This window comes from Synechococcus sp. CC9311 (genome assembly GCF_000014585.1).
Taxonomy (GTDB): domain Bacteria; phylum Cyanobacteriota; class Cyanobacteriia; order PCC-6307; family Cyanobiaceae; genus Synechococcus_C.
The window spans coordinates 1,419,703-1,439,399 of the sequence record NC_008319.1; the positions used below are offsets into that span (position 1 = coordinate 1,419,703).

A 19,697-nucleotide genomic window follows, 5' to 3' on the forward strand; every position below is an offset into this window, starting at 1 on the left:
CGGTTTCTAGCCACCACTAAACCACAGCCGGAAAGGCTCAAACACAAAACAACAAAGAAAAGATATGATAAATTCAAACAAGACAAGGAACAGAAATGCAAAAGAATCTGCATTGTGAAATGTTTATTGCCGGCCTCAAAGACCTAATCGATTGCGGCGATTACGGCACTGAAGAGCAATTAAGTGTTCTCAAAGCGATCGCACTCGGAATCTTTAAAATACCTCGCGAGACTTATAACAACCTACAACCGATCAGCCAGCAGAAGCTAGGCAAGGCTGTGATTGAGCCATTTCTGAGAAGACGCTACATCCAATTCGCGATCATGCTTGAACTTTGCAGACACCCAAAATCCCATCAACAACTCAGCAAACTGGAATCATCAGCCGAATTACTCGGGCTCGGTGGAGATGCTTTAACTGTTTGCAGAACAATGATCGATTTGTCCGCACTTGAAGCAACCACAGATTACATCAGACGCTACGAACAATATTTTTTAGCCCTACAGGAACAGCATGGGGCACAGACTTTTAATCATGATGGCAGCCGCCAATATGACGAATCATTTTTCAAAACACTTGATTCATTCTCCAGCATGAATCAAGGTAGTTTGGGTAAGGAATTTTTCAACTTCTATGAGCGCAATGGAATGCGTTTGCCGAGCAGAACATCGATCAACCCAGGCTATTATGTTTGCCATGATATGAACCATGTGATTACGGGATACGAACCAACGGGCATTGGAGAAATTTGCTTAGGAGCTTTCAAATTGAGCATGAATGATTGTGATGCCAATTGGATGGCATCCATGACTAATTTTTTAATCCACGAAGCCGGGGTGTTCAAACCTGGGCATAGCGCTCAATACGAACCTTTCGGAGCCAATGGAGATCCATTTGATGGCCTTGAGGGGAAACGGGGTGTGATGACCTTGAATGGTGCTCCTGAAATGTTGGCTGACGCATTTGAAAGGGGATCAAAGTGCAACCGAGATTTCAGTACGATTGATCACATTGAAATGGCCACGGTTCCACTGAAACAACTACGCGAAGAGTTCAACGTGATCCCTCCACTCATGAGCATTGCCGATGCAAGTATTCACTGGTAACCCATACAACAAAACGAGCACCAAACACTGCTCCAAGTAATTTTGATGGCTGCAAAGACAAGTAAAAAGTCAAATCAATTGCTACGCACGATAGGCGCACATCACACTAGTTTTGTCAACAAATGGATTAATTTTCATCCATCCTTTCAGGCCATATCGCCTTACATCCTGGGTCTCGAGCTAATGCGGCAGCCTTCACTTGCTCCACATCCAGATTGCCAAGTTGATGGGCGGTAATTAAGAGCATCAAACGTTTTAAAGCCTGACGAGCCTGATCAGGTTGGAGCCAACCAAGGCCGTAATACATGCAAGTGGCATTCAACCAACCCTGGGCCTCTCCGCGCAACTTGATCTCAAGATCGCCAAGAGCAGGCACGGCGATGGATGGAGTGGCAGTCAGCAAACACGTAGCAGCAACAACGCTCAAAAGCTTGCGCAAAGTGAAGCCTCCCAATTCCTCAGTATGAACGCTGAAATTCACCACCCTGCCACTTTCGCTGCCAAGAACTGGTACTTGGGCGATGACCTAAAGCCTGTTCTTGCTCGCGTCGCTTCAAAATCAAAGCAGCCGTATCAGTGCCTGATGTATCTCGGTAGGGGACGCCAGCACGCGTCAGCAGGTGCTCTTCCTCCATCACGCTTAAACAACGCCAACCAGCTCCGATTTCAGGTAAATGCCGATCGTCATCGTTACTGGGTCGCAACGCCATGGTCCCAGAACTCCACCCTGCACCTTCTCCTGGCTTAGGAAGGAGCGAGCGCAACTCAAGACCGGCATCGCGCAAACTGCTTCGCACTGCTGCTGCTCTGCAATAGGTCAACAAACGTCCCCCCGGAGCAAGCAAATCTGCAAGGCTCTGTAGAAACTCCTCACTCCAGAGCTGGGGACATTTTCCAGGCGAAAAGGCATCCAGAAGAATCAAATCCAAACGCAAACCCGTTGGTAAGTGGCGGAGTTGTTGTCGTGCGTCACCCCAGAGCATCTGAACCGACTTCTGGCGAGAGGCATCCTGCCAACACCCCTGAGTAGAAACTGCTTCTAAACAAGCCACAACATGGTCAGGCCAAAGGGCTTTGAATCTCGGCTCAGCGAGGGCCAACTGCAAAGGCGATCGATCGAGTTCTAACCCCCAACATTCCAAAGCTGGACCACCCACCTTGGGGAGGGCCGCTAGCAATGCAGCCGTGTTGTAACCAAGCCCAAAACAAACATCTAAAACGCGTAAACAACTGTCGTTGGGAAAGCGATCGAGCTGAGCGGGCAGCACAAACTTGCTGTTGGCCTCCTCAAGGGCACCGCCGGAACTATGGAAGCTTTCGGCAAAGCTGTGGCTATGCAAACTGAAGCTGCCGTCTGCCGTGAAGCGCGCACTCAGCACAGAAAGATCAGCGACGCAATCTCTCAAGATCGTCCCAGAAGGTGGGATAACTCACAGCCGCTGCTTCACTGCGGGTAATTCTTGAATCACCCTCAGCCATTAAGCCAGCAACAGCGAGGCTCATAGCCACACGGTGGTCTGTCTCACTATCCAATTCAGCACCTTTCAGGGAGTGGCCACCTCGAATCGTGAGGCCATCGGGATGTTCATCAATATCGGCACCCATCGCTTTGAGTTGCCGAGCCATCACAGCCAGTCGATCCGTTTCTTTGACACGCAGCTCAGCTGCACCGCTGATTCGACTTTCTCCATCACAAAAACAGGCCGCCACACTCAGGATTGGGACTTCATCAACCAAGCGCGGCATGATTTCTTCTCCAAATTGAAAGGCCTTGAGAGGTCCATGACTCACCTGAAGATCGCCTACAGGTTCACCTGCAACATCGCGGCGATTCAACACTTCAATGGAAGCGCCCATCATCTCCAACACTTCGAGAATTCCAGTACGGGTTGGATTTAAGCCCACATTTTCCACCGTGATCGTTGCCCCAGGAACGAGGGCACCAGCCACAAGCCAGAAGGCAGCAGAACTGATATCTCCTGGCACCACAACATGCTGTCCCTTCAACGTGGCGCCTGGACGCACCAAAATATGCCTGCCCATCTCACCACCAACTTCAAGGTCAGCACCAAAGGCTCTAAGCATGCGCTCACTGTGATCACGGGAATGAGCTGGTTCGATCACACTCGTTGACCCTTCTGCCGTGAGAGCCGCCAGCAAAATGGCAGATTTCACTTGGGCGCTGGCAACAGGTGTCCCCACCACAGCACCCCTCAACCTTTGGCCTTGAACAGCAAGCGGAGCCAAATTTCCGTGATCGCGACCACGCACATTTGCCCCTAATAAGGAAAGCGGTTGTCCAACCCTGTTCATCGGCCGGCGACGGAGAGAAGAATCACCGGTCAAAACAAAATGACGACCCTCTCGGCCAGCGAGGAGACCCAGCATCAGTCTCATTGTGGTTCCGGAGTTCCCGCAATCAAGAATTTCCGAAGGTTCTTCCAAACCATCAAGACCAACGCCCTCAATGGTGACAATTTCGCCACTCTGAATAGGCGAAATCGTTGTCCCCATCGATCGCAGACAGGCAGCCGTACTAATCGGATCCTCTGCTGGCAAGAGGCCCTCAATGGTGGTTGTGCCCTCTGCAATGGCACCGAAAAGCAAAGCTCTGTGGGAAATAGATTTATCGCCTGGAACGCGGACACGGCCTCTTAGGCTGCCACCTGCCTTCAGATCCCTTGGGGAGCCATTTGAACCCGACACCGTTGAACAGCCTGTGGTTGATTCAAACAATCCTATTAGCTCGATCTTCAAACGCCTGGCTTGAAGTTGAAGTTGTCACCAACTCTCGGGACTAACCAAAAAAAATCAAGCGGGATAACCGACAGCAGGTGGCAGTAACGACTCAAACAACTACAGAATAAACCAGTCAATTCTCGCAAAACTACTCAAAAAGGATAAATGAATAAGTTCACGCATAAGTGAATCATTCATTCATTCGAAGCAAATGAATAGTGACACGATTACCACAACTGGACCCACGAAAGCCTCCCTCAAACTTTCAATCATTTGATACAAACCCGTGATTCATATGATGACCTTCACCTCGCAAGACTTAGATATGGTACTTCGACAAGCTTGAAAGAAATTAATTGCATTGCCTCAAAAGGGGTCAGAGCTTAGATATCACATTCATGGATCTTGATGAGTCCAAAACCTCAAAATTCATCAACATAGAAGAAGGGGTTGTTCGGATCAGCCTCATTTCAACAATCAATTCCGAGTTGTTTCCAATCGGGTTTTTTGCATCAGAATGGTTACAACTTGAAAAGGAGAGGCTTAGAGATTTTTCATTGCGACTGGAAGCTTTGAACGAAGTCAAATTTAAAATCTCATCCAGCCATGATCCCACAAAAAAGATAGAATCCGTATTTCATTCTCACTGGTTACTAATATTATGCATGATTAAATCATCAAATCAAGTTGAAATTCGCATTTGCCGATTAATCGCTATTTTAGTATTTTCTTTTGGAAGAAGAAATAAAGAGAGCTATACGCTTCCATTTGAGTTAAGCCACTCACAAATTGCTCTACTAGTAGGCTGCACACGCTCAACCGTCACACGTCAACTTGGGCTGTTGAAAGAGAAAAAATTAATCAGCTCCGACAAAAACAATAACAGGATTCTTGTTAGCGAAAAATTAATTATACAGGAATCAATATTTGTGGATCAACTACAATTTACCTGATCATCCCCTACCACATTTACAATGCCCACCTTTCCACTTTGAACATTTTGATTTCTTGCAACCTTTTTTCTTACTAAACAAAATCGGAATTGAAAGTTTTTTTGAAAGTTTTTCGATCCCAAGGCTTTCTTGTGAACCCTGAAGTCGCGACATCCGAACTATCTTGAGACTGACTCTCATTATACATGGTCGAAAGCGCACAAAATAAACAGTGTTGCTTGACGACACAGTCAATAAAGTGAATAATCGAAGTGTGCTTTTTGATTCAAAGGGGTGTTCAATATGACGTCTTCAAATTCGTCAACCCAAATGGCTACCGACGTTGCTCAGGGGCCTAACGGGCGTGCACTCGCCGAGTCCATGAATCCTGATTTACTCAGCGCAATCCAACAACACATTTCGATCGAGAGATATGCCTCGGTCACCTATTTGGCCATGTCCATTTGGTGTGCGGAGCGTGAGCTTGCTGGTTTCTATCAATTTTTCGACGGCGAAGCCAAAGACGAACAGTCCCATGCAGTGCATTTCACCCAATATTTGATAGCGCGAAGTCAGTCCAACGACCTGCAAACCTTGGACGCACCACGCCAAAACTGGGACAGCCTAGCTTCCTTGATGGCAACAGCGTTTCAAATGGAAGCAGATACGACATCGTCGATTCAAAGTGTGTATGCCCTAGCTGAAAGAAACAGCGATACCAGAACAACCGTATTTCTAGACCCATTGATCGAAGCCCAAATTCAATCAGAAGATCAATTCGCTTACTTACTCGGACGAGTGAAATTCGCGAATGGTGACCCAACAGCACTGCTTGTCATTGATAACGAACTAAGAGCAGGTCAAACGCAGCGAGGTTGACCTAAGCGTTGCTCGTTTGCTTTGTTCATAGAGCAAACGAGTACTGATTGTTAGCTGCTCAATATTCAGGACATCAAAAGTCTCATAAATTTCAACGAGTCTTCTATGAATTGATTCCAAATCATCTCTCAAACGCTGTTTGAGAGATGGAGTTATTGATTTAATTGTTCTTTCGATCGCGATGCGTTGATAGCTAGATAAATGTTCTATTTCTTTGCTCAAGGCAAGAACTAAGCAATCACTTGAGATTCTTTCCATACCATTACCTAAAAACCTAGTGGACTTGATTCAATCAACCTGGGAGAGAGTTTCATTGTGGCCTCGCCAGAGTTTGTGACCAACATCTCCCCGTTACGAAGCTTGGAAATCAAACGAGTTGATGTCACTCGTGTGGAACCAATCAATTCACCAATTCGGTCGTGCGTGAGGCGAAAAGGAAGGTTGCACCATTCTCCATAACGTTTACCCAATCGATTCACGAGAAGGCTCAACAATGCGTGAAGTCGCTGTTCTGCTTGTCCTAAGTGGCGAATTCGCAGCAGTTGCAAAGTCCACTCATTCACAGAGTCATAACCGTTCGGTGATGGCTCCAACGATTTGGTTTCGATTCTCAAAGGAGTCATGGCTTCGACGCAAATGCCATCACTGCACAAACAATCGGTGCGGAGCTGATCGCCCGTCTGCAAGAAAGCAAGTGTCATGCCTTCTGTTTCCTCGCAAGGGCAATACACCCTGGCAATTCCCTCAAGCACATTTAATTTCATGCACTCACTGCGGCCGTGAGTGTCAACAAGAACGGTTTGCCCAGTTGGGATTTGGATTGAAGACGTGGGATCGTCAGGCAGAAAGCGGAAGCTCACGGAGTGGTTTAACGCTAATGAGAATTGATAGCAACATAAACGAATCAGAGGCTTTCTGCAATCGATTCTCAATAGCTGTTGCTTGTTGATGGAGATTGTGTGCGATCTCGACCGTTCCTGACCAAAAACCGCTGACTTTTCGTCTGATCGCCGACAAATGAATCCCCGCCAACAATCGAATCGCGTCTTACCAGAACAAACGCAACCGCAACAAGCACTGCAAGAACAAGCAAAGATGCTCTAAGAATGAATTTGGTGAGGTTCAATTCTCTAGAAAAATCCAGCGTTATTATCCAACGGACCAGACGGGCTCGAGCTGCTACGTATCAAATGACACGAGCACTTGTGCTTTATGCAAAAAGAGTATGTGACGTACAAGCGGGTGTAAGTGTCTTTTTTAAATTGCATTTTCCACAAAGAACAATTAAGTTTCCGTCGACGCATTTTGCGTCATCTTGTGTGAGGATCATTTTGAAACTTTTCCAACAACTGTTGGTGGCTCCAGCTGCATTGGGCCTTTTGGCACCTTTGGCTGCAAACGCCACTGAGCTCAATATCAATGGTGTGTCTGACTACGCCGCTTCTGGCGAGCAAGTCACCAGCATCACTCAGTTTTCTGACGTTTACCCAACCGACTGGGCTTATCAGGCTCTTAGCAACCTGATCGAGCGCTACGGCTGTGTTGCCGGTTACCCCAACGGCACCTACCGCGGTAACAGGGCCATGACCCGCTTTGAAGCGGCTGCTCTGTTGAACGCCTGTCTCGACCGCGTCACCGAAGTGACCGACGAGCTGAAGCGCCTGATGAAAGAGTTCGAAAAGGAACTCGCCATCCTCAAGGGCCGTGTTGACGGACTTGAAGCTCGCGTTGGCGAACTGGAAGCAACTCAGTTCTCCACCACTACTAAGTTGACCGGTAAAGCCGAGTTCACCATTGGTGCTCAAAGCTATGGCGGAGATGAAACCAACAATCTGCAGGATCCAGCAACTGGTGAATACCTAGGTGATACAGGTACGGTCTTCTCTTACCGCACCACTCTCAACCTCAACACCAGCTTCACGGGCAAGGATTTGCTCTATACCCGTTTAAGAACGGGTAATTTTGGTGATAACGGTTTCTCCGGTAAGAGTGATAGCTACACCGGAAGCCAAACTCAAATCGAGGCTTCCAAATCCAGCGCAAACAGCCTGAAGGTTGACAAGCTCTGGTATCAATTCCCCCTCGGAAATGATTTCCAAGTCTTTGCTGGTCCTCTAATCGAGAACTACTACATGCTGGCCGCCACCCCTGGCGTTTACAAGCATGTACTGAAGCAGTTCAAGCTCGGTGGCTACTACGGTGCCTATGGCGCAAGTACATCACCTGGCGCAGGTATCAACTGGATCAGCAATAGAAATGCTGACTACAGCGATCCTAAGTTCAAAGTTAGCGTCAACTACGTCGCTAAGAATGGTGCCAAGAGTGACCCCAATGATGGTGGTATCGCAGGTGATCGTTCCAAAGGTAAGTTCCTGAGCCAAATCGCCTATGGAACACCTTCATGGCAAGTTTCTGCGGCTTACGCCTATTCACAGGCTGGCATGACTGTGGGTGGAGCAGGTACACCACTCGGTAAATCCACTAGCGGTTACGACGATGCCAACCAGTTCAACTTGAATGCTTATTACCAGCCCCTCGATAGCGGTTGGATTCCAAGCATCAGCGTTGGCTGGAGCCTCACCAGTTTCAATTTGGAAGATGGTGCTGCTGATGGTACACGTCAGCAGGCTCAAGGTTGGCTTGTGGGCCTAAACTGGCAAGATGCATTTATGCGAGGCAACCGCTTAGGTTTCGCAGTTGGGCAACCTCAGTTTGTAACTCAAATCAAAGGCACAGACCCAAGCAACGGTAAGAAGTATCCAGCTGACGGCAACTATGCCTTCGAACTGTATTACGACTTCCAAGTCACCGATAACATCACTGTGACTCCTGCTTTGTTCTACTTGAGCCGTCCTTTTGGCCAAGAAACTGGGGATAGCGCAGCCAGAGGAGGTACTGGTGCAGACCAGTTCAGTACCCTTGGTGGTCTTGTGTTGACTACATTTAAGTTCTAGAACTTTAAATCTAATCACATAAACGAGGAGGGTCATACCCTCCTTTTTTTTGCTTTCAAATTGCCATTAAAAAAGGAGGGACTCACAAGTCCCTCCTAAAAGTCAGAAAATAATATTGATGTTACCAGCAGTTCTCACCTTCACCAATCGGAATACAGATATCCTGCTCTTTTGCCTTTTCAGCTGCTGCCTTGGCATCAGCATCTTTCTTAGCTTCTGCATCAAGATCTTGATCTGTCGACCATTCCTGAAGTCCTCCGCCAATCATGTCTTGATCGGCTTGAGCTGGTTCGACGATTGCTAACTGGCCTGATAGTGCAGCTGCACTAGCAAGAAATATTGAAAGGGCAGTCGTCTTTTTCATGAAATTTGAGCACATACATCAGCTTACTGAAAAAATCGAGAGCAGAGTGAATCTTTTTATACATGCTTAGCCACCTAACCGGCGTAACAGGTTTGTATAAGCCAAAAAGATCAAATCAAGTTCGTCACTTCGGCCGTGCTTTGCCAAAACCGCACGTGCACCACTTTCAAGCTGAAATAAACAGATTCGATCATTTTCGGCTTGAACATAACTCTCAATCCAACCCACACAAACGGTGCGAATACCACTGGTGACATTACAAACACGATGCAACGATGTACTGGGGTAGATCAAAATTTCTCCCTGCTTAAGCTTGATAGGGTATGACTCAGAAATACTGTCAATCTCTAGATCACCACCCTCATACATCGTGTCATCCGTCAAAGATAAAGTAAAAGACAAATCACTTCTTCCACTACTCATGTAGGCATTATCCACATGAGTGTCATACCCACCTTCCTTTTCTGTTTTAGAAATCAAGAATCGGTGGAGTTTGCGAGGAAGGCAAAACCCCTTCACTACTGGATGATTCCACATTGCGCGTTCTACGAGCTCATGAATTTCTTTTCGCAATGCAGAGTCATAGTTAATTTGAAAATTTCTTTTACCCCCCTTAGCGTGAGCACCAGCGGTTAGCGAACCGTCCAGCCATTCCGCTTCGTTAGCAAGTCTTTCAAGCAAGCGCTCGCAGGTTGCTTGATCCAGTATTTGCAATCGCAAATGATTCATTGTTCAGTCCTTGTATCTCTGGAAAATCGGCGAAGCGTACCCCTGTGACAAATGATTCGTTTGCGTCCCAACAGGCTTCTATAATAAAAGAAAATGCTTTATTGAGATGAAACCTTTTCTGTTTCTCACATCTCTTTTGCCACTAGCTCTATTTGCACCAGCTTATGCGGCAGAAGAAGTCAGAGTTTACTCAGGTCGTCATTACAATACTGACCGTCAAGTATATAAAAAGTTTTCAGATCAAACCGGAATCAAAGTTCGCTTAGTAGAAGCATCGGGCATTTCTTTAGTTCAACGACTAAAAAGTGAAGGCAAGAACACCAAAGCAGACGTAATCATTTTAGTTGATGCTGCACGCATCAACAATGCAGCCAACGCCGGGCTCTTTGCCCCAATTCAATCTTCTTCACTAAGTAAATCCGTACCTTCTCGCTATCGAGATCCAAACAAAAGATGGTTTGGTTTAACTCGACGAGTGCGCGCGATTATCGTGAATCCAGCCATTGTGAATCCATCCTCAGTTACGTCATATTCACAACTAGCAAGCCCAGCTCTAAAAGGAAAAGTATGTCTAAGGAAGAGAAAAAATGTCTACAATCAATCACTTGTTGCTGATCAACTAGCACTGAAGGGCACAGCCAAGGTTAAATCCTGGCTGAAAGGTCTTACTAGCAATGTCAGTCAACCGTATTTTGGTGGAGACATCGGGCTCATTCGGGCTGTCGCTCAAGGACAGTGTGGCGTTGGAGTTGTGAATCACTATTACTTAGCTCGCATGAGAGCGGGGGTTAACGGGAAAAAAGATCAGCAATTTGCCAATGATGTAAAAATCGTGATGCCAAATCCTGCTCATGTAAATATTAGTGCTGCAGCAGTTTCGCGTTACTCTAAGAATAAAAAAAATGCAGTCAAATTAATCGAATTTCTGGCATCACCTAAGGGAAGCGCTGGCATTGCAGGGCCCACCTATGAGTTCCCCTTACAAGGTGTTGGTGGTTCAACTTATCTCAAAGGAATGACAAAATTCACTCCTGATCAAGTCACTATTTCGCAACTAAGTCGTTACAACAAAGAAGCCATCCGTCTTATTACCGAGGCTGGATGGAAATAAGCTTGTCCAATACATAGCCAAATAGTGCAGGATCTGGTTCAGCATTGCCCAGATCTGACAAGCCAAGCTCCTCGAGCCGATCTGATACTTTTTGCTCTAAATCAGCTGGTCGGCTCAGAGGTTTACCCCATTCGTGATTCTTTTCTGGTCCAATTTTAGTTGTAGCGTCGATAGCCATTCTTCCACCAAGTCCCAATTGTTCACTTGCAAAATCAAGGGTGTCAAAGGGTGTATTTTCTAAAACAAATAGATCTCTTTGTGGATCAACTTGTGCAGCAATAGCCCAAACAACCTGACGTGGATCCCGCACATTGATATGTTCGTCAACAACGACAACAAACTTGGTGTAAGTGAATTGTGGGAGTGCACTCCAGAATGCCATTGCAGCTCTTTTTGCTTGACCTGGGTAGGCTTTGTCAATAGAAATAACCGCTAGTTTGTAACTTAGGGCTTCCATTGGTAAAAAGAAATCTCTGATTTCTGGAATTTGTTGACGCAAAATTGGCGTGTAAATTCTGTTGAGAGCAATCGCCAGCATTGCCTCCTCTTTCGGTGGCCGTCCACTGAACGTGGTGAGAAAGATTGGTGACCGCCGCTGCGTCATGCAGTGGAAGCGCACCAAGGGTGAATCCTCTACGCCACCATAAAAACCCATATGGTCGCCAAATGGACCGTCTGGGCTCACCTCTCCAGGGGTAATCGTTCCCTCTAACACCACCTCACTGCAACTTGGCACCTGCAGGTCAATCGTTTTGCAGGGGGTGAGCCGTACACCCTCCCCTGCATAAATGCCTGCAAACAGCCATTCACTGAGCTGCACTGGGATCGGCGTTGCTGCCGCCATCACAAGCAAAGGGTGCACACCAATAGCGATGGCAACCTCCAGCTTTTTGCCCATCGCCGCTGCCTTGCGCAGATGACGAGCCCCACCACGAACGCTCAACCAATGCACGGTCATGGTGTTGACCGATTGACGCTGCAACCGATACACCCCCACATTTGGAACCCCTGTTTCAGGGTCCTTCGTGATCACAAGTCCCAACGTGATCACACCACCAGCATCACCTGGCCAAGGTCGTATCAGAGGGATCTGATCAAGATTGACGTCATCTCCAAGAAACACCTGCTGACGGCAGGGAGGGACGAGATCGCGATCTGGTCGTGCCTTCACCAAATCCCAAAACACCCTTGCAAATTGTTTGGTCTCCTTGAGGTCTTTCGGAGGCCTCGGTTGCTGAAGAATTGCCAGTCGGGATCCAAGCTCCTCGAGTTGTTCAGCCCGCTCCAGACCCATGCTCCAGACCACACGCTCCACAGTGCCAAGAGTGTTAACGGCGACAGGCATGCTTGAGCCAATCACGTTCTCAAACAGAAGGGCTGGTCCACCAGCAGCAAGCACACGATCAGCGATGGCTGCTAGTTCAAGGTCTGGATCAACCGGCGCCGTGATGCGACGTAGCTGCCCACGCTCGTCCAGCAGCTTGAGGAAGTCCCGCAGATCTCTCGTTCCAGGGCCGGGGCCAATCAAAGCCATGGAGATGAAAGGGTGATCAGGTAGCAATCTCGTTACTGTGACGCACGCTGATCGAGATCGTGGCCATGAAGGTGTCCTATTTCCACGTTGCTGGTGAAGTACCAGACACCATCAATGGACCAGATGGTCCTGACGCTGCTGTTGTTATCGATGTACTGCGCGCCACCACCACCATTGCCTGGGCCCTGCATAACGGAGCAGAAGCGGTCCAAACCTTTGCTGATCTCGATGAACTTCGGGCGGAGGCCAACTCCTGGCCCGATGAACAGCGTCTGCTGGTAGGCGAGCGAGGAGGTTGCAAGCTCGATGGCTTTGATCTTGGCAATTCCCCTATGTCTGTTGTTCCCGACACAGTGAAGGGCAAACGCCTCTTCATGAGCACCACCAATGGCACCCGCTCCTTGCACCGGGTTCGAGAGGTGGCCTGTGTTCTCACGGTGGCATTGCCTAACCGTGAGGCGGTGGCACAACGACTGATCAATGATCAGCCAGAACAGGTGTGGATGGTGGGAAGCGGCTGGGAAGGCACCTATTCCTTGGAGGATTCATTAGCAGCTGGTGCTCTCGCCGACTCCCTCCTTGCCGCAGGAGCCACCGTTGCGAACGATGAAATGCAAGCGGCACTCGCTCTGTGGTCCCAATGGAAAGACAATCCTGAAGCCTGTTTACGGATCGCATCCCACGGACAGCGTTTGATTCGCTTGGGTGATCACGACGCTGATTTCCAACGCTGTGCTGGTCTTGATCAGCTCTCGGTGGTGCCCACACAGGCAGAACAAGGCGTACTTCGTGCCGTCTCTGGGTAGCCGAAAAGCTGTAAGCCAATACCATTTGCCAATCGGACATAACGCAAGTGAGTGACTTTTTGGCTGCGGCCCTGCAACTCACCAGCACAACAGACCCTGAAAGCAATTTTGCGGCCGCTGAGGAGCAAATTGATTTAGCGGCACGTCGTGGCGCAGAGCTTGTCGCTCTGCCCGAAAACTTCGCTTTTATGGGAGACGACGCACAGCGACTCGAAGTTGCACCGGCGTTGTCTGAACAGGCGTCTCGCTTTCTGGTCACGATGGCTCGCCGGTACCAGATCGTTGTTCTAGGTGGAGGGTTTCCCGTTCCCACAGGTGATGGGCAACACCATTTTCAAAGGTCACAACTCGTAGGCCGTGATGGTCAAGTCTTGGCGAGTTACGACAAAATCCATCTCTTTGACGTAGATCTCCCAGACGGGAGCTCGTACCGGGAATCAGCGAGCTTTAGCCCAGGAATGTCGCCCCCTCCCGTTGTCGATGTGCCTGGACTGTGTCGGGTGGGGCTATCCATTTGCTACGACGTGCGCTTCCCTGAGCTGTATCGCCATCTCGTTGGAGCCGGAGCCGAGTTGTTAATGATTCCCGCTGCCTTCACAGCCTTTACAGGTAAGGATCATTGGCAGGTCTTGCTCCAGTCTCGGGCGATCGAAAACACGGCATACGTGCTGGCACCAGCCCAAACGGGCGTGCATTACATGCGCAGACAGAGCCACGGTCATTCCATGGTGGTGGACCCTTGGGGAACGGTGTTGTCCGATGCTGGGGTTGCGCCAGGAGCAGCCATCGCTCCGGTTGACCCAAGCCATCTCCAACGCATCCGCGGCCAGATGCCGAGCCTGAAGCACCGCCAACCCGCGTTGTTCTGAAGGTCATGGCCCCGCTGCCCTTTCGCCTCAGTGCGCTACTACTTGCTGCAGCTGTCCAAGCTTCATCGCTGCTGATTAGCCTGCCTGCCCAGGCCGCTAGTGCCCTTGCAGCGTGGAAACTCAGCTCTTCAGGGGAGCTCCTGTTACGAACCGCTGCGGGTGCACGACTTCAAGCCTTCTTCGAAGCGGGAGATCGCAAGCGTGGTCCAAGGGTGTGGATCGATTTTCCAGGAGAGCTCAGCCGCGCCAGAAGCCTGCCTGGTTCTGGCCCTGTTCGCGAAATTCGTCTTGGTAAACCGAGCCCGGGTGAAACCCGTTTGGTGATCGAGTTTCAGCCAGGGGTTGATCTCGATCCCAGTCAATTGAAATTGATCGGTACCGCTTCAAATCGCTGGAAGCTGAGTTTTCAAGGGCTTTCCACCACTGGATTGCGAGCGATCGGGGAAGGAAATATCAATCGTGCATCCTCTAGGTCCTGGACCGGTGGCCTACGCATCCAACCCAGCCGAACTCCGGTGAATGCGGCGGGCTTACCCACCGTGACTCGAGGAAAATATCGCGTCGTTATCGATCCAGGACATGGTGGTCCCGATCCTGGTGCTGTAGGGATCCGAGGCATCCGGGAGAGTGAAATCGTTCTTGATATCTCGCTTCAAGTCGCTCGATTACTGGAAGCCAGGGGGGTTCAGGTGACCATGACGCGTACAGCGGAAGTGGATGTGGACCTACCACCCCGAGTTTCGATTGCCAATCGCGTGGGTGCGAATGCTTTCGTCAGCATTCATGCCAACGCGATCAGCATGGCCAGGCCAGATGTGAATGGGATCGAGACGTTCTTTTACTCCGACCGTCGTTCCGCCCGCTTAGCCACTCATCTTCAGCGGCAAATGCTAAATGTGTCACCCGGTAGCCCGAATCGGGGTGTTAAGAGAGGTCGATTTTTTGTGATTAGGCGCACCACGATGCCATCAGCTCTCGTCGAGATGGGATTCGTCACTGGCAACATTGATTCTCCGCGCCTCGCATCCTCGTCCCACCGTCGGCGGCTTGCTTTAGCGATTGCCACCGGCATTCTTGATTATCTGAAAGGGGTGCGTTGACCATTCGTCTTGGACTGTTTGACAGTGGCATTGGCGGGCTCACCGTGCTGCGCAGAATCCTGGAGCGTCACGGTGCAGTTCCAGTGACGTACTTAGGCGACACCGCCCGTGTTCCCTACGGAAGTCGCTCTCCTTCAGAAATACGTTCGATTGCGGCTGAGGTTGTGGCTTGGTTGAGAGCACAACAGGTCTCCACCGTTGTGATGGCTTGCAATACCACCAATGCTCTCGCCAGAGACGTCACCGAGGGACAAGCCGGCGTTCCGGTTGTAGGGCTGATTGGAGCTGCCGCTGCTTTGGTTAAAGAATCGCGAGTTGGCGTTCTCGCCACGCCAGCAACGGTGGCCTCTGGGGCCTATCGAGAGAGCATCGAAGCGCTCCATCCGGGAACCCTGGTCGTGCAACAGGCTTGTCCAGACTTTGTTCCACTGATCGAAGCCGGAGATCTCCGTTCTGATGAACTTCGTGAAGCGGCAATTCGATATTTACAACCCTTACTTGAGGCCTCGGTTGATTCGGTGGTGCTCGGCTGCACCCACTACCCGCTGCTCGTTCCGCTTCTTGCGAACTTATTGCCATCTCACATGCGTCTGATCGACCCTGCTGTCGCCGTCGCAACGCAACTCGACGCCTTTCTGGGTCAACCGTTACCAGGAAGCCAAAATCAACCGGTATCACTGGAAGCAGCCCATCTTTGCGTCACGAAAGACGCCCAAGGGTTTGCTGAAAGAGCCACGGCTTGGCTGGGCCAAAGGCCTTGCGTTGATCTCGTGAATCTGCAGCCATAGGTCTGCGTTTCCTAGGATCTATGCACCGAGAGGATTCATGGCCACCGTCACCGAGTTGCTGCAGCCGGTCGAGGCGGATCTTGAGATCCTGCTAAGCGACCTTCGCAGCCTGATAGGAGCCGGTCACCCGATTCTCCAAGCAGCAGCTGAGCACCTGTTCAGCGCTGGGGGCAAACGTCTTAGACCTGGAATCGTGTTGCTGATTTCAAGGGCGCTCTCAGCAGACGGAGAGTTGAGTTCACGGCATAGACGCCTGGCTGAGATCACTGAGATGATCCACACCGCCTCGCTCGTCCACGACGATGTTGTCGATGAAGCGTCCACACGCCGAGGTGTTGAAACCGTCCACAGCCGTTTTAATTACAGAGTTGCCGTATTAGCCGGTGATTTCCTGTTCGCCCAGGCGAGTTGGCATTTGGCAAATCTCGACAACCTCGATGTCGTGAAATTGCTCAGCCGCGTAATCATGGATCTCGCTGACGGTGAAGTGAAGCAAGGCTTGTTTCGCTTCGATACCGGTCAATCCTTTGAAACTTATCTCGAGAAGAGTTACTGCAAGACAGCGTCATTAATTGCCAATAGCGCAAAAGCAGCTGGTGTTTTAAGTGGCTTGTCTGAGCCTCAGCTCGAGTCTCTGTATCACTACGGCCGCCAGCTAGGCCTGGCGTTCCAAGTTGTGGATGACATCCTTGATTTCACCGGAAGTGACCAACAACTTGGGAAGCCTGCAGCTAGTGATTTGTCGAGCGGCTATCTCACAGCTCCTGCTCTCTATGCCCTTGAGGAGCGGCCTGCCTTGTCGGGTTTGATCGAACGGGAGTTCAGTGGAGACGGTGATCTCGAAACCGCTTTGGCTTTGGTTCGTGAGTCAGAAGCGATTCCTCGCACACGCGAACTCGCCAAAACATTTGCTCGCGAAGCTAGAGAATCCTTGGATTGGTTGCCAGAATCCCCGTCACGAACTGCATTACTCGAATTACCAGACTTCGTTCTTAGTCGTTTGTATTAAGGCTTTTGCGGAGTTGTCTCTCTGCTTCGCCCAAGCTGGTGATACGAGTGAGCCGAGAATGGAGTCGCACATCGGTCCCACCGAACGCGATTTTGCTGGGTGCAGTTTCACTGGGGTCTGCGACCAGCTGCCACACCCAGCAGCCTGCTCCTAAAGCCGACTGACATCCAGCCTCTGAATCTTCAAACACCCAGCATTCACTGGGCAAAACCCCAAGCCGCTGGGTCGCTAACAGGTAAGGGTCAGGAGCTGGTTTTCCTGCACGAAGTTCAGGGTCATCGCCCAACACGCGGCTTTGAATCAAATCCAACCAAGGATGTCCAGAGATTTTGTAGAGCAGGGACGCTTCCTTACTGCTGGTGACCAGCGCCATGGGCAAATGCTTAGAGCTGCAAAAACGGATGAGTGACTCAGCGCCAGAAACCGCTGGAGCCGTAGCAACTAATCGCTTAGCAATCGGCTCCCGCGCTGTCAGGAGCTGCTCCGCTGAAACTGACTGCTGCAACCATGAACACACCAATTTGGCATTGTCATCCCGGCGACGTCCCTTGAGCTGTTGAAGTTGTTGAGGCGATAAGGATTCGTTGAAGCAGGCTGCCGCTGCCTTCCAAGCCTCTGCCTGCAAGGGTTCGGTATCGAGCAAAAGACCATCAAGGTCAAACAGGCATGCTTTTGGTGCTGACAAGGATCCAGCCTTTGGCATCGTTGCCGTATCACTCTTCTGTGGATTCTGACAACGCGACTGGTCCGGATACTGAAAGCGTCGATAGTGTTGTGCTGTCAGTGCATTTGAGCAGCAAGCGATGAGTGAGGGTTCCACCATTGAGAGCGTGCTTCAAGAACAGCGTGTCTTTGATCCACCGGCGGACCTCGCCAGGGATGCGCGAATTTCTGGGATGGACTCCTATCGCGCTCTGGCTGAAGCGGCCAAATCTGATCCAGACACGTTCTGGGGAGACGCGGCACGTCGTGAACTGCATTGGTTTGAACCGTTTCACACCGTTCTCGACTGGGATAACCCTCCGTTTGCACGCTGGTTTGAGGGAGGAACAACCAACCTGTCTTACAACTGTCTTGACCGTCATCTGAATGGACCGAAGGCCAGCAAGACAGCCCTGATCTGGGAGGGCGAGCCCGGAGATGTGCGCACCTTCACCTACCAAGAGCTGCATGCCGAGGTTTGCCGTGCTGCCAACGCGCTAAAGGCCATCGGTATAGGCAAAGGCGATCTAGTCGCTCTGTACATGCCCATGGTTCCGGAGGCCGCCATCGCGATGCTGGCCTGTGCACGCATTGGTGCTCCTCACTCAGTGGTGTTTGGTGGGTTCTCAGCAGAAGCCCTGCGTGATCGTCTCATCGATGGTGAAGTCAAAGCGGTCATCACGGCCGATGGTGGTTTCCGAAAAGACAAGCCTGTATCGCTGAAGCCTGCTGTGAATGCAGCGCTTGCCAACAGTGCTTGCCCAACGGTGAAGTCTGTACTCGTGGTGAAACGCACCGACCAACCGGTGGAGATGGTGGATGGGCGAGATCAGTGGTGGCACGAACTCGTGGCCCATCAATCCGATGAGTGCACCGCTGAGCCCATGGCGAGCGAAGACCGCTTGTTTGTGCTTTACACCTCTGGATCAACCGGGAAACCCAAAGGTGTGGTCCACACCACTGCCGGGTACAACCTCTGGACCCATTTGACCTTTCAATGGATCTTCGACATCCGTGACGACGATGTGTTTTGGTGCACGGCCGATGTGGGCTGGATCACTGGTCACAGCTACATCGTCTACGGACCTCTGTCGAACGGTGCCACCACTGTGATGTACGAGGGTGCTCCTCGACCCTCCAAGCCAGGGGCGTTCTGGGAGCTGATCCAGAAACACAGAGTCAGCATTTTCTACACCGCTCCCACGGCTATTCGCGCTTTTATGAGGAGTGGCCGTGCGGTACCTGATCAGTACGACATGAGCAGCCTGCGCCTGCTCGGCACCGTCGGTGAGCCAATCAACCCTGAAGCCTGGATGTGGTATCGCGATGTGGTGGGCGGTGAACGCTGTCCGATCGTCGACACCTGGTGGCAAACCGAAACCGGTGGCGTGATGATCAGCCCTTTACCTGGAGCGACCCCCACCAAACCAGGCTCTGCCACCTTGCCCTTACCTGGGATTCAGGCCGACATCATTGATGCAGAGGGCAATAGCTGTGGAGCAAACGAGGGCGGATACCTGGCGGTGCGAGCTCCTTGGCCAGGAATGATGCGCACCGTTCATGGAAATCCCCAGCGGTTCCGGGAGAGCTACTGGGAAGCGATTCGCCCTTCAGATGGATCGCATCTCTACTTCGCTGGTGACGGAGCACGTCGAGATGCCGACGGATATTTCTGGGTGATGGGGCGTGTGGATGATGTCATCAACGTCTCAGGCCATCGTCTTGGCACGATGGAGATCGAGTCGGCCTTGGTGAGCCATCCCGCCGTAGCGGAAGCGGCTGTGGTCGGACGACCCGATGATCTCAAGGGTGAGGGGATTGTTGCCTTCGTCACGCTGGAGCTGGGACGAGAGTCCAACGACGCCCTCGTTGCCGAGCTGCGCACCCATGTCGGCAAGGAGATCGGGCCGATCGCAAGACCCGACGAGATTCGCTGCAGCGATGCCTTGCCAAAAACGCGCAGTGGCAAGATCATGCGCCGGATTCTGAGAGCGCTTGCTGCCGGCGAAGAAGTAACTGGCGACACCAGCACTCTTGAAGACCGCTCCGTTCTTGATCGTTTACGCGGATAAAAC

19 protein-coding genes are annotated in these 19,697 nt (G+C 50.7%); 11 read left to right on the top strand and 8 right to left on the bottom strand.

Annotated elements, in window-relative coordinates; translation table 11 throughout:
• The first annotated feature begins 431 nt into the window (after positions 1-431).
• Positions 432-1,106, top strand: a complete 675-nt coding sequence (locus SYNC_RS07145) for a hypothetical protein (protein ID WP_237699182.1) — start codon at positions 432-434, stop codon at positions 1,104-1,106.
• Positions 1,107-1,233: 127 nt separating this feature from the next.
• Here SYNC_RS07145 and SYNC_RS07150 read toward each other — a convergent pair whose 3' ends face one another.
• From SYNC_RS07150 to aroA, 3 genes are read right to left on the bottom strand one after another with little or no spacing between them, the layout of a single operon-like run.
• Entirely contained in the window at positions 1,234-1,545 is a 312-nt protein-coding gene (locus SYNC_RS07150) for a hypothetical protein (RefSeq protein ID WP_237699183.1), read from the bottom strand.
• A gap of 19 nt (positions 1,546-1,564) precedes the next feature.
• The gene (locus SYNC_RS07155) at positions 1,565-2,512 is read right to left on the bottom strand and encodes a tRNA (5-methylaminomethyl-2-thiouridine)(34)-methyltransferase MnmD (RefSeq protein WP_011619458.1); all 948 of its coding nucleotides are present in this window, start codon (positions 2,510-2,512) and stop codon (positions 1,565-1,567) included.
• The gene (gene aroA / locus SYNC_RS07160) at positions 2,493-3,812 is read right to left on the bottom strand and encodes a 3-phosphoshikimate 1-carboxyvinyltransferase (protein ID WP_011619459.1); all 1,320 of its coding nucleotides are present in this window, start codon (positions 3,810-3,812) and stop codon (positions 2,493-2,495) included. The genes SYNC_RS07155 and aroA overlap by 20 nt, the downstream gene beginning before the upstream one ends.
• A gap of 431 nt (positions 3,813-4,243) precedes the next feature.
• Between aroA and SYNC_RS07165 the strand changes: the two genes are divergently transcribed.
• Together SYNC_RS07165 and SYNC_RS07170 are read left to right on the top strand one after the other, a co-directional pair.
• A complete protein-coding gene (locus tag SYNC_RS07165) occupies positions 4,244-4,798 on the top strand; it encodes a helix-turn-helix domain-containing protein (RefSeq protein ID WP_011619460.1) in 555 nt (184 codons plus the stop codon).
• A gap of 309 nt (positions 4,799-5,107) precedes the next feature.
• Complete coding sequence (locus tag SYNC_RS07170; RefSeq protein WP_011619461.1) at positions 5,108-5,656, top strand: ferritin; 549 nt, start codon at positions 5,108-5,110, stop codon at positions 5,654-5,656.
• Between the two features lie 266 nt (positions 5,657-5,922).
• On the opposite strand, the gene SYNC_RS07175 is transcribed toward SYNC_RS07170, so the two are convergent.
• Positions 5,923-6,516: a Crp/Fnr family transcriptional regulator gene (locus tag SYNC_RS07175; RefSeq protein ID WP_011619462.1), complete on the bottom strand. Its 594-nt coding sequence runs from the start codon at positions 6,514-6,516 to the stop codon at positions 5,923-5,925.
• 471 nt (positions 6,517-6,987) lie between these two features.
• Between SYNC_RS07175 and SYNC_RS07185 the strand changes: the two genes are divergently transcribed.
• Entirely contained in the window at positions 6,988-8,610 is a 1,623-nt protein-coding gene (locus SYNC_RS07185; protein WP_041427005.1) for an iron uptake porin, read from the top strand.
• A 121-nt stretch (positions 8,611-8,731) separates the two neighbouring features.
• Here the strand turns inward: SYNC_RS07185 and SYNC_RS07190 are convergent, their stop codons facing one another.
• Both SYNC_RS07190 and SYNC_RS07195 read right to left on the bottom strand, forming a co-directional pair.
• Entirely contained in the window at positions 8,732-8,989 is a 258-nt protein-coding gene (locus SYNC_RS07190; protein ID WP_011619465.1) for a hypothetical protein, read from the bottom strand.
• A 51-nt stretch (positions 8,990-9,040) separates the two neighbouring features.
• Positions 9,041-9,703: a Fe2+-dependent dioxygenase gene (locus SYNC_RS07195; RefSeq protein WP_011619466.1), complete on the bottom strand. Its 663-nt coding sequence runs from the start codon at positions 9,701-9,703 to the stop codon at positions 9,041-9,043.
• 106 nt (positions 9,704-9,809) lie between these two features.
• On the opposite strand from SYNC_RS07195, the gene SYNC_RS07200 reads away from it, so the two are divergent.
• On the top strand, positions 9,810-10,814 hold the full coding sequence (locus tag SYNC_RS07200; RefSeq protein WP_011619467.1) for an extracellular solute-binding protein: 1,005 nt from the start codon (positions 9,810-9,812) through the stop codon (positions 10,812-10,814).
• On the opposite strand, the gene SYNC_RS07205 is transcribed toward SYNC_RS07200, so the two are convergent.
• Positions 10,792-12,348, bottom strand: a complete 1,557-nt coding sequence (locus SYNC_RS07205; protein ID WP_011619468.1) for a UbiD family decarboxylase — start codon at positions 12,346-12,348, stop codon at positions 10,792-10,794. The two genes, SYNC_RS07200 and SYNC_RS07205, sit on opposite strands and share 23 nt — an antisense overlap.
• Positions 12,349-12,413: 65 nt before the next feature.
• On the opposite strand from SYNC_RS07205, the gene SYNC_RS07210 reads away from it, so the two are divergent.
• Genes SYNC_RS07210 through sds form a run of 5 tightly spaced genes read left to right on the top strand, consistent with a single transcriptional unit; the run spans position 12,414 to position 16,920 of the window.
• Positions 12,414-13,154: a 2-phosphosulfolactate phosphatase family protein gene (locus tag SYNC_RS07210; protein WP_011619469.1), complete on the top strand. Its 741-nt coding sequence runs from the start codon at positions 12,414-12,416 to the stop codon at positions 13,152-13,154.
• A 47-nt stretch (positions 13,155-13,201) separates the two neighbouring features.
• Positions 13,202-14,023, top strand: coding sequence for a carbon-nitrogen hydrolase family protein (locus SYNC_RS07215; protein WP_011619470.1), 822 nt, complete (start codon positions 13,202-13,204; stop codon positions 14,021-14,023).
• A 5-nt stretch (positions 14,024-14,028) separates the two neighbouring features.
• Positions 14,029-15,123, top strand: coding sequence for an N-acetylmuramoyl-L-alanine amidase (locus tag SYNC_RS07220; protein WP_011619471.1), 1,095 nt, complete (start codon positions 14,029-14,031; stop codon positions 15,121-15,123).
• Positions 15,120-15,911 carry a glutamate racemase gene (gene murI / locus SYNC_RS07225; protein WP_011619472.1) on the top strand — a complete coding sequence of 264 codons (792 nt, stop codon included), beginning with the start codon at positions 15,120-15,122 and terminating at the stop codon, positions 15,909-15,911. Before SYNC_RS07220 ends, murI begins: the two co-directional genes overlap by 4 nt.
• 37 nt (positions 15,912-15,948) lie before the next feature.
• Positions 15,949-16,920, top strand: coding sequence for a solanesyl diphosphate synthase (gene sds, locus SYNC_RS07230; protein WP_011619473.1), 972 nt, complete (start codon positions 15,949-15,951; stop codon positions 16,918-16,920).
• Here the strand turns inward: sds and SYNC_RS07235 are convergent.
• Entirely contained in the window at positions 16,904-17,623 is a 720-nt protein-coding gene (locus tag SYNC_RS07235) for an HAD family phosphatase (RefSeq protein ID WP_071813710.1), read from the bottom strand. The genes sds and SYNC_RS07235 overlap by 17 nt on opposite strands.
• A gap of 100 nt (positions 17,624-17,723) precedes the next feature.
• Between SYNC_RS07235 and acs the strand changes: the two genes are divergently transcribed.
• Positions 17,724-19,694 (top strand): acetate--CoA ligase, encoded by a 1,971-nt coding sequence (acs, locus tag SYNC_RS07240; protein WP_011619475.1) that lies wholly within the window; start codon positions 17,724-17,726, stop codon positions 19,692-19,694.
• The last annotated feature ends 3 nt before the right edge of the window (positions 19,695-19,697 follow it).

Bases quoted from the DNA above. Each gene is read 5' to 3' on its own strand.
- SYNC_RS07205 (WP_011619468.1), bottom strand. From the start codon at position 12,348: ATGGCTTTGATTGGCCCCGGCCCTGGAACGAGAGATCTGCGGGACTTC.
- SYNC_RS07170 (WP_011619461.1), top strand. From the start codon at position 5,108: ATGGCTACCGACGTTGCTCAGGGGCCTAACGGGCGTGCACTCGCCGAG.
- sds (WP_011619473.1), top strand. From the start codon at position 15,949: ATGGCCACCGTCACCGAGTTGCTGCAGCCGGTCGAGGCGGATCTTGAG.
- SYNC_RS07190 (WP_011619465.1), bottom strand. From the start codon at position 8,989: ATGTGCTCAAATTTCATGAAAAAGACGACTGCCCTTTCAATATTTCTT.
- SYNC_RS07145 (WP_237699182.1), top strand. From the start codon at position 432: ATGATCGATTTGTCCGCACTTGAAGCAACCACAGATTACATCAGACGC.
- SYNC_RS07235 (WP_071813710.1), bottom strand. From the start codon at position 17,623: ATGCCAAAGGCTGGATCCTTGTCAGCACCAAAAGCATGCCTGTTTGAC.
- SYNC_RS07220 (WP_011619471.1), top strand. From the start codon at position 14,029: ATGGCCCCGCTGCCCTTTCGCCTCAGTGCGCTACTACTTGCTGCAGCT.
- acs (WP_011619475.1), top strand. From the start codon at position 17,724: ATGAGTGAGGGTTCCACCATTGAGAGCGTGCTTCAAGAACAGCGTGTC.
- SYNC_RS07195 (WP_011619466.1), bottom strand. From the start codon at position 9,703: ATGAATCATTTGCGATTGCAAATACTGGATCAAGCAACCTGCGAGCGC.
- SYNC_RS07165 (WP_011619460.1), top strand. From the start codon at position 4,244: ATGGATCTTGATGAGTCCAAAACCTCAAAATTCATCAACATAGAAGAA.
- SYNC_RS07210 (WP_011619469.1), top strand. From the start codon at position 12,414: ATGAAGGTGTCCTATTTCCACGTTGCTGGTGAAGTACCAGACACCATC.
- SYNC_RS07200 (WP_011619467.1), top strand. From the start codon at position 9,810: ATGAAACCTTTTCTGTTTCTCACATCTCTTTTGCCACTAGCTCTATTT.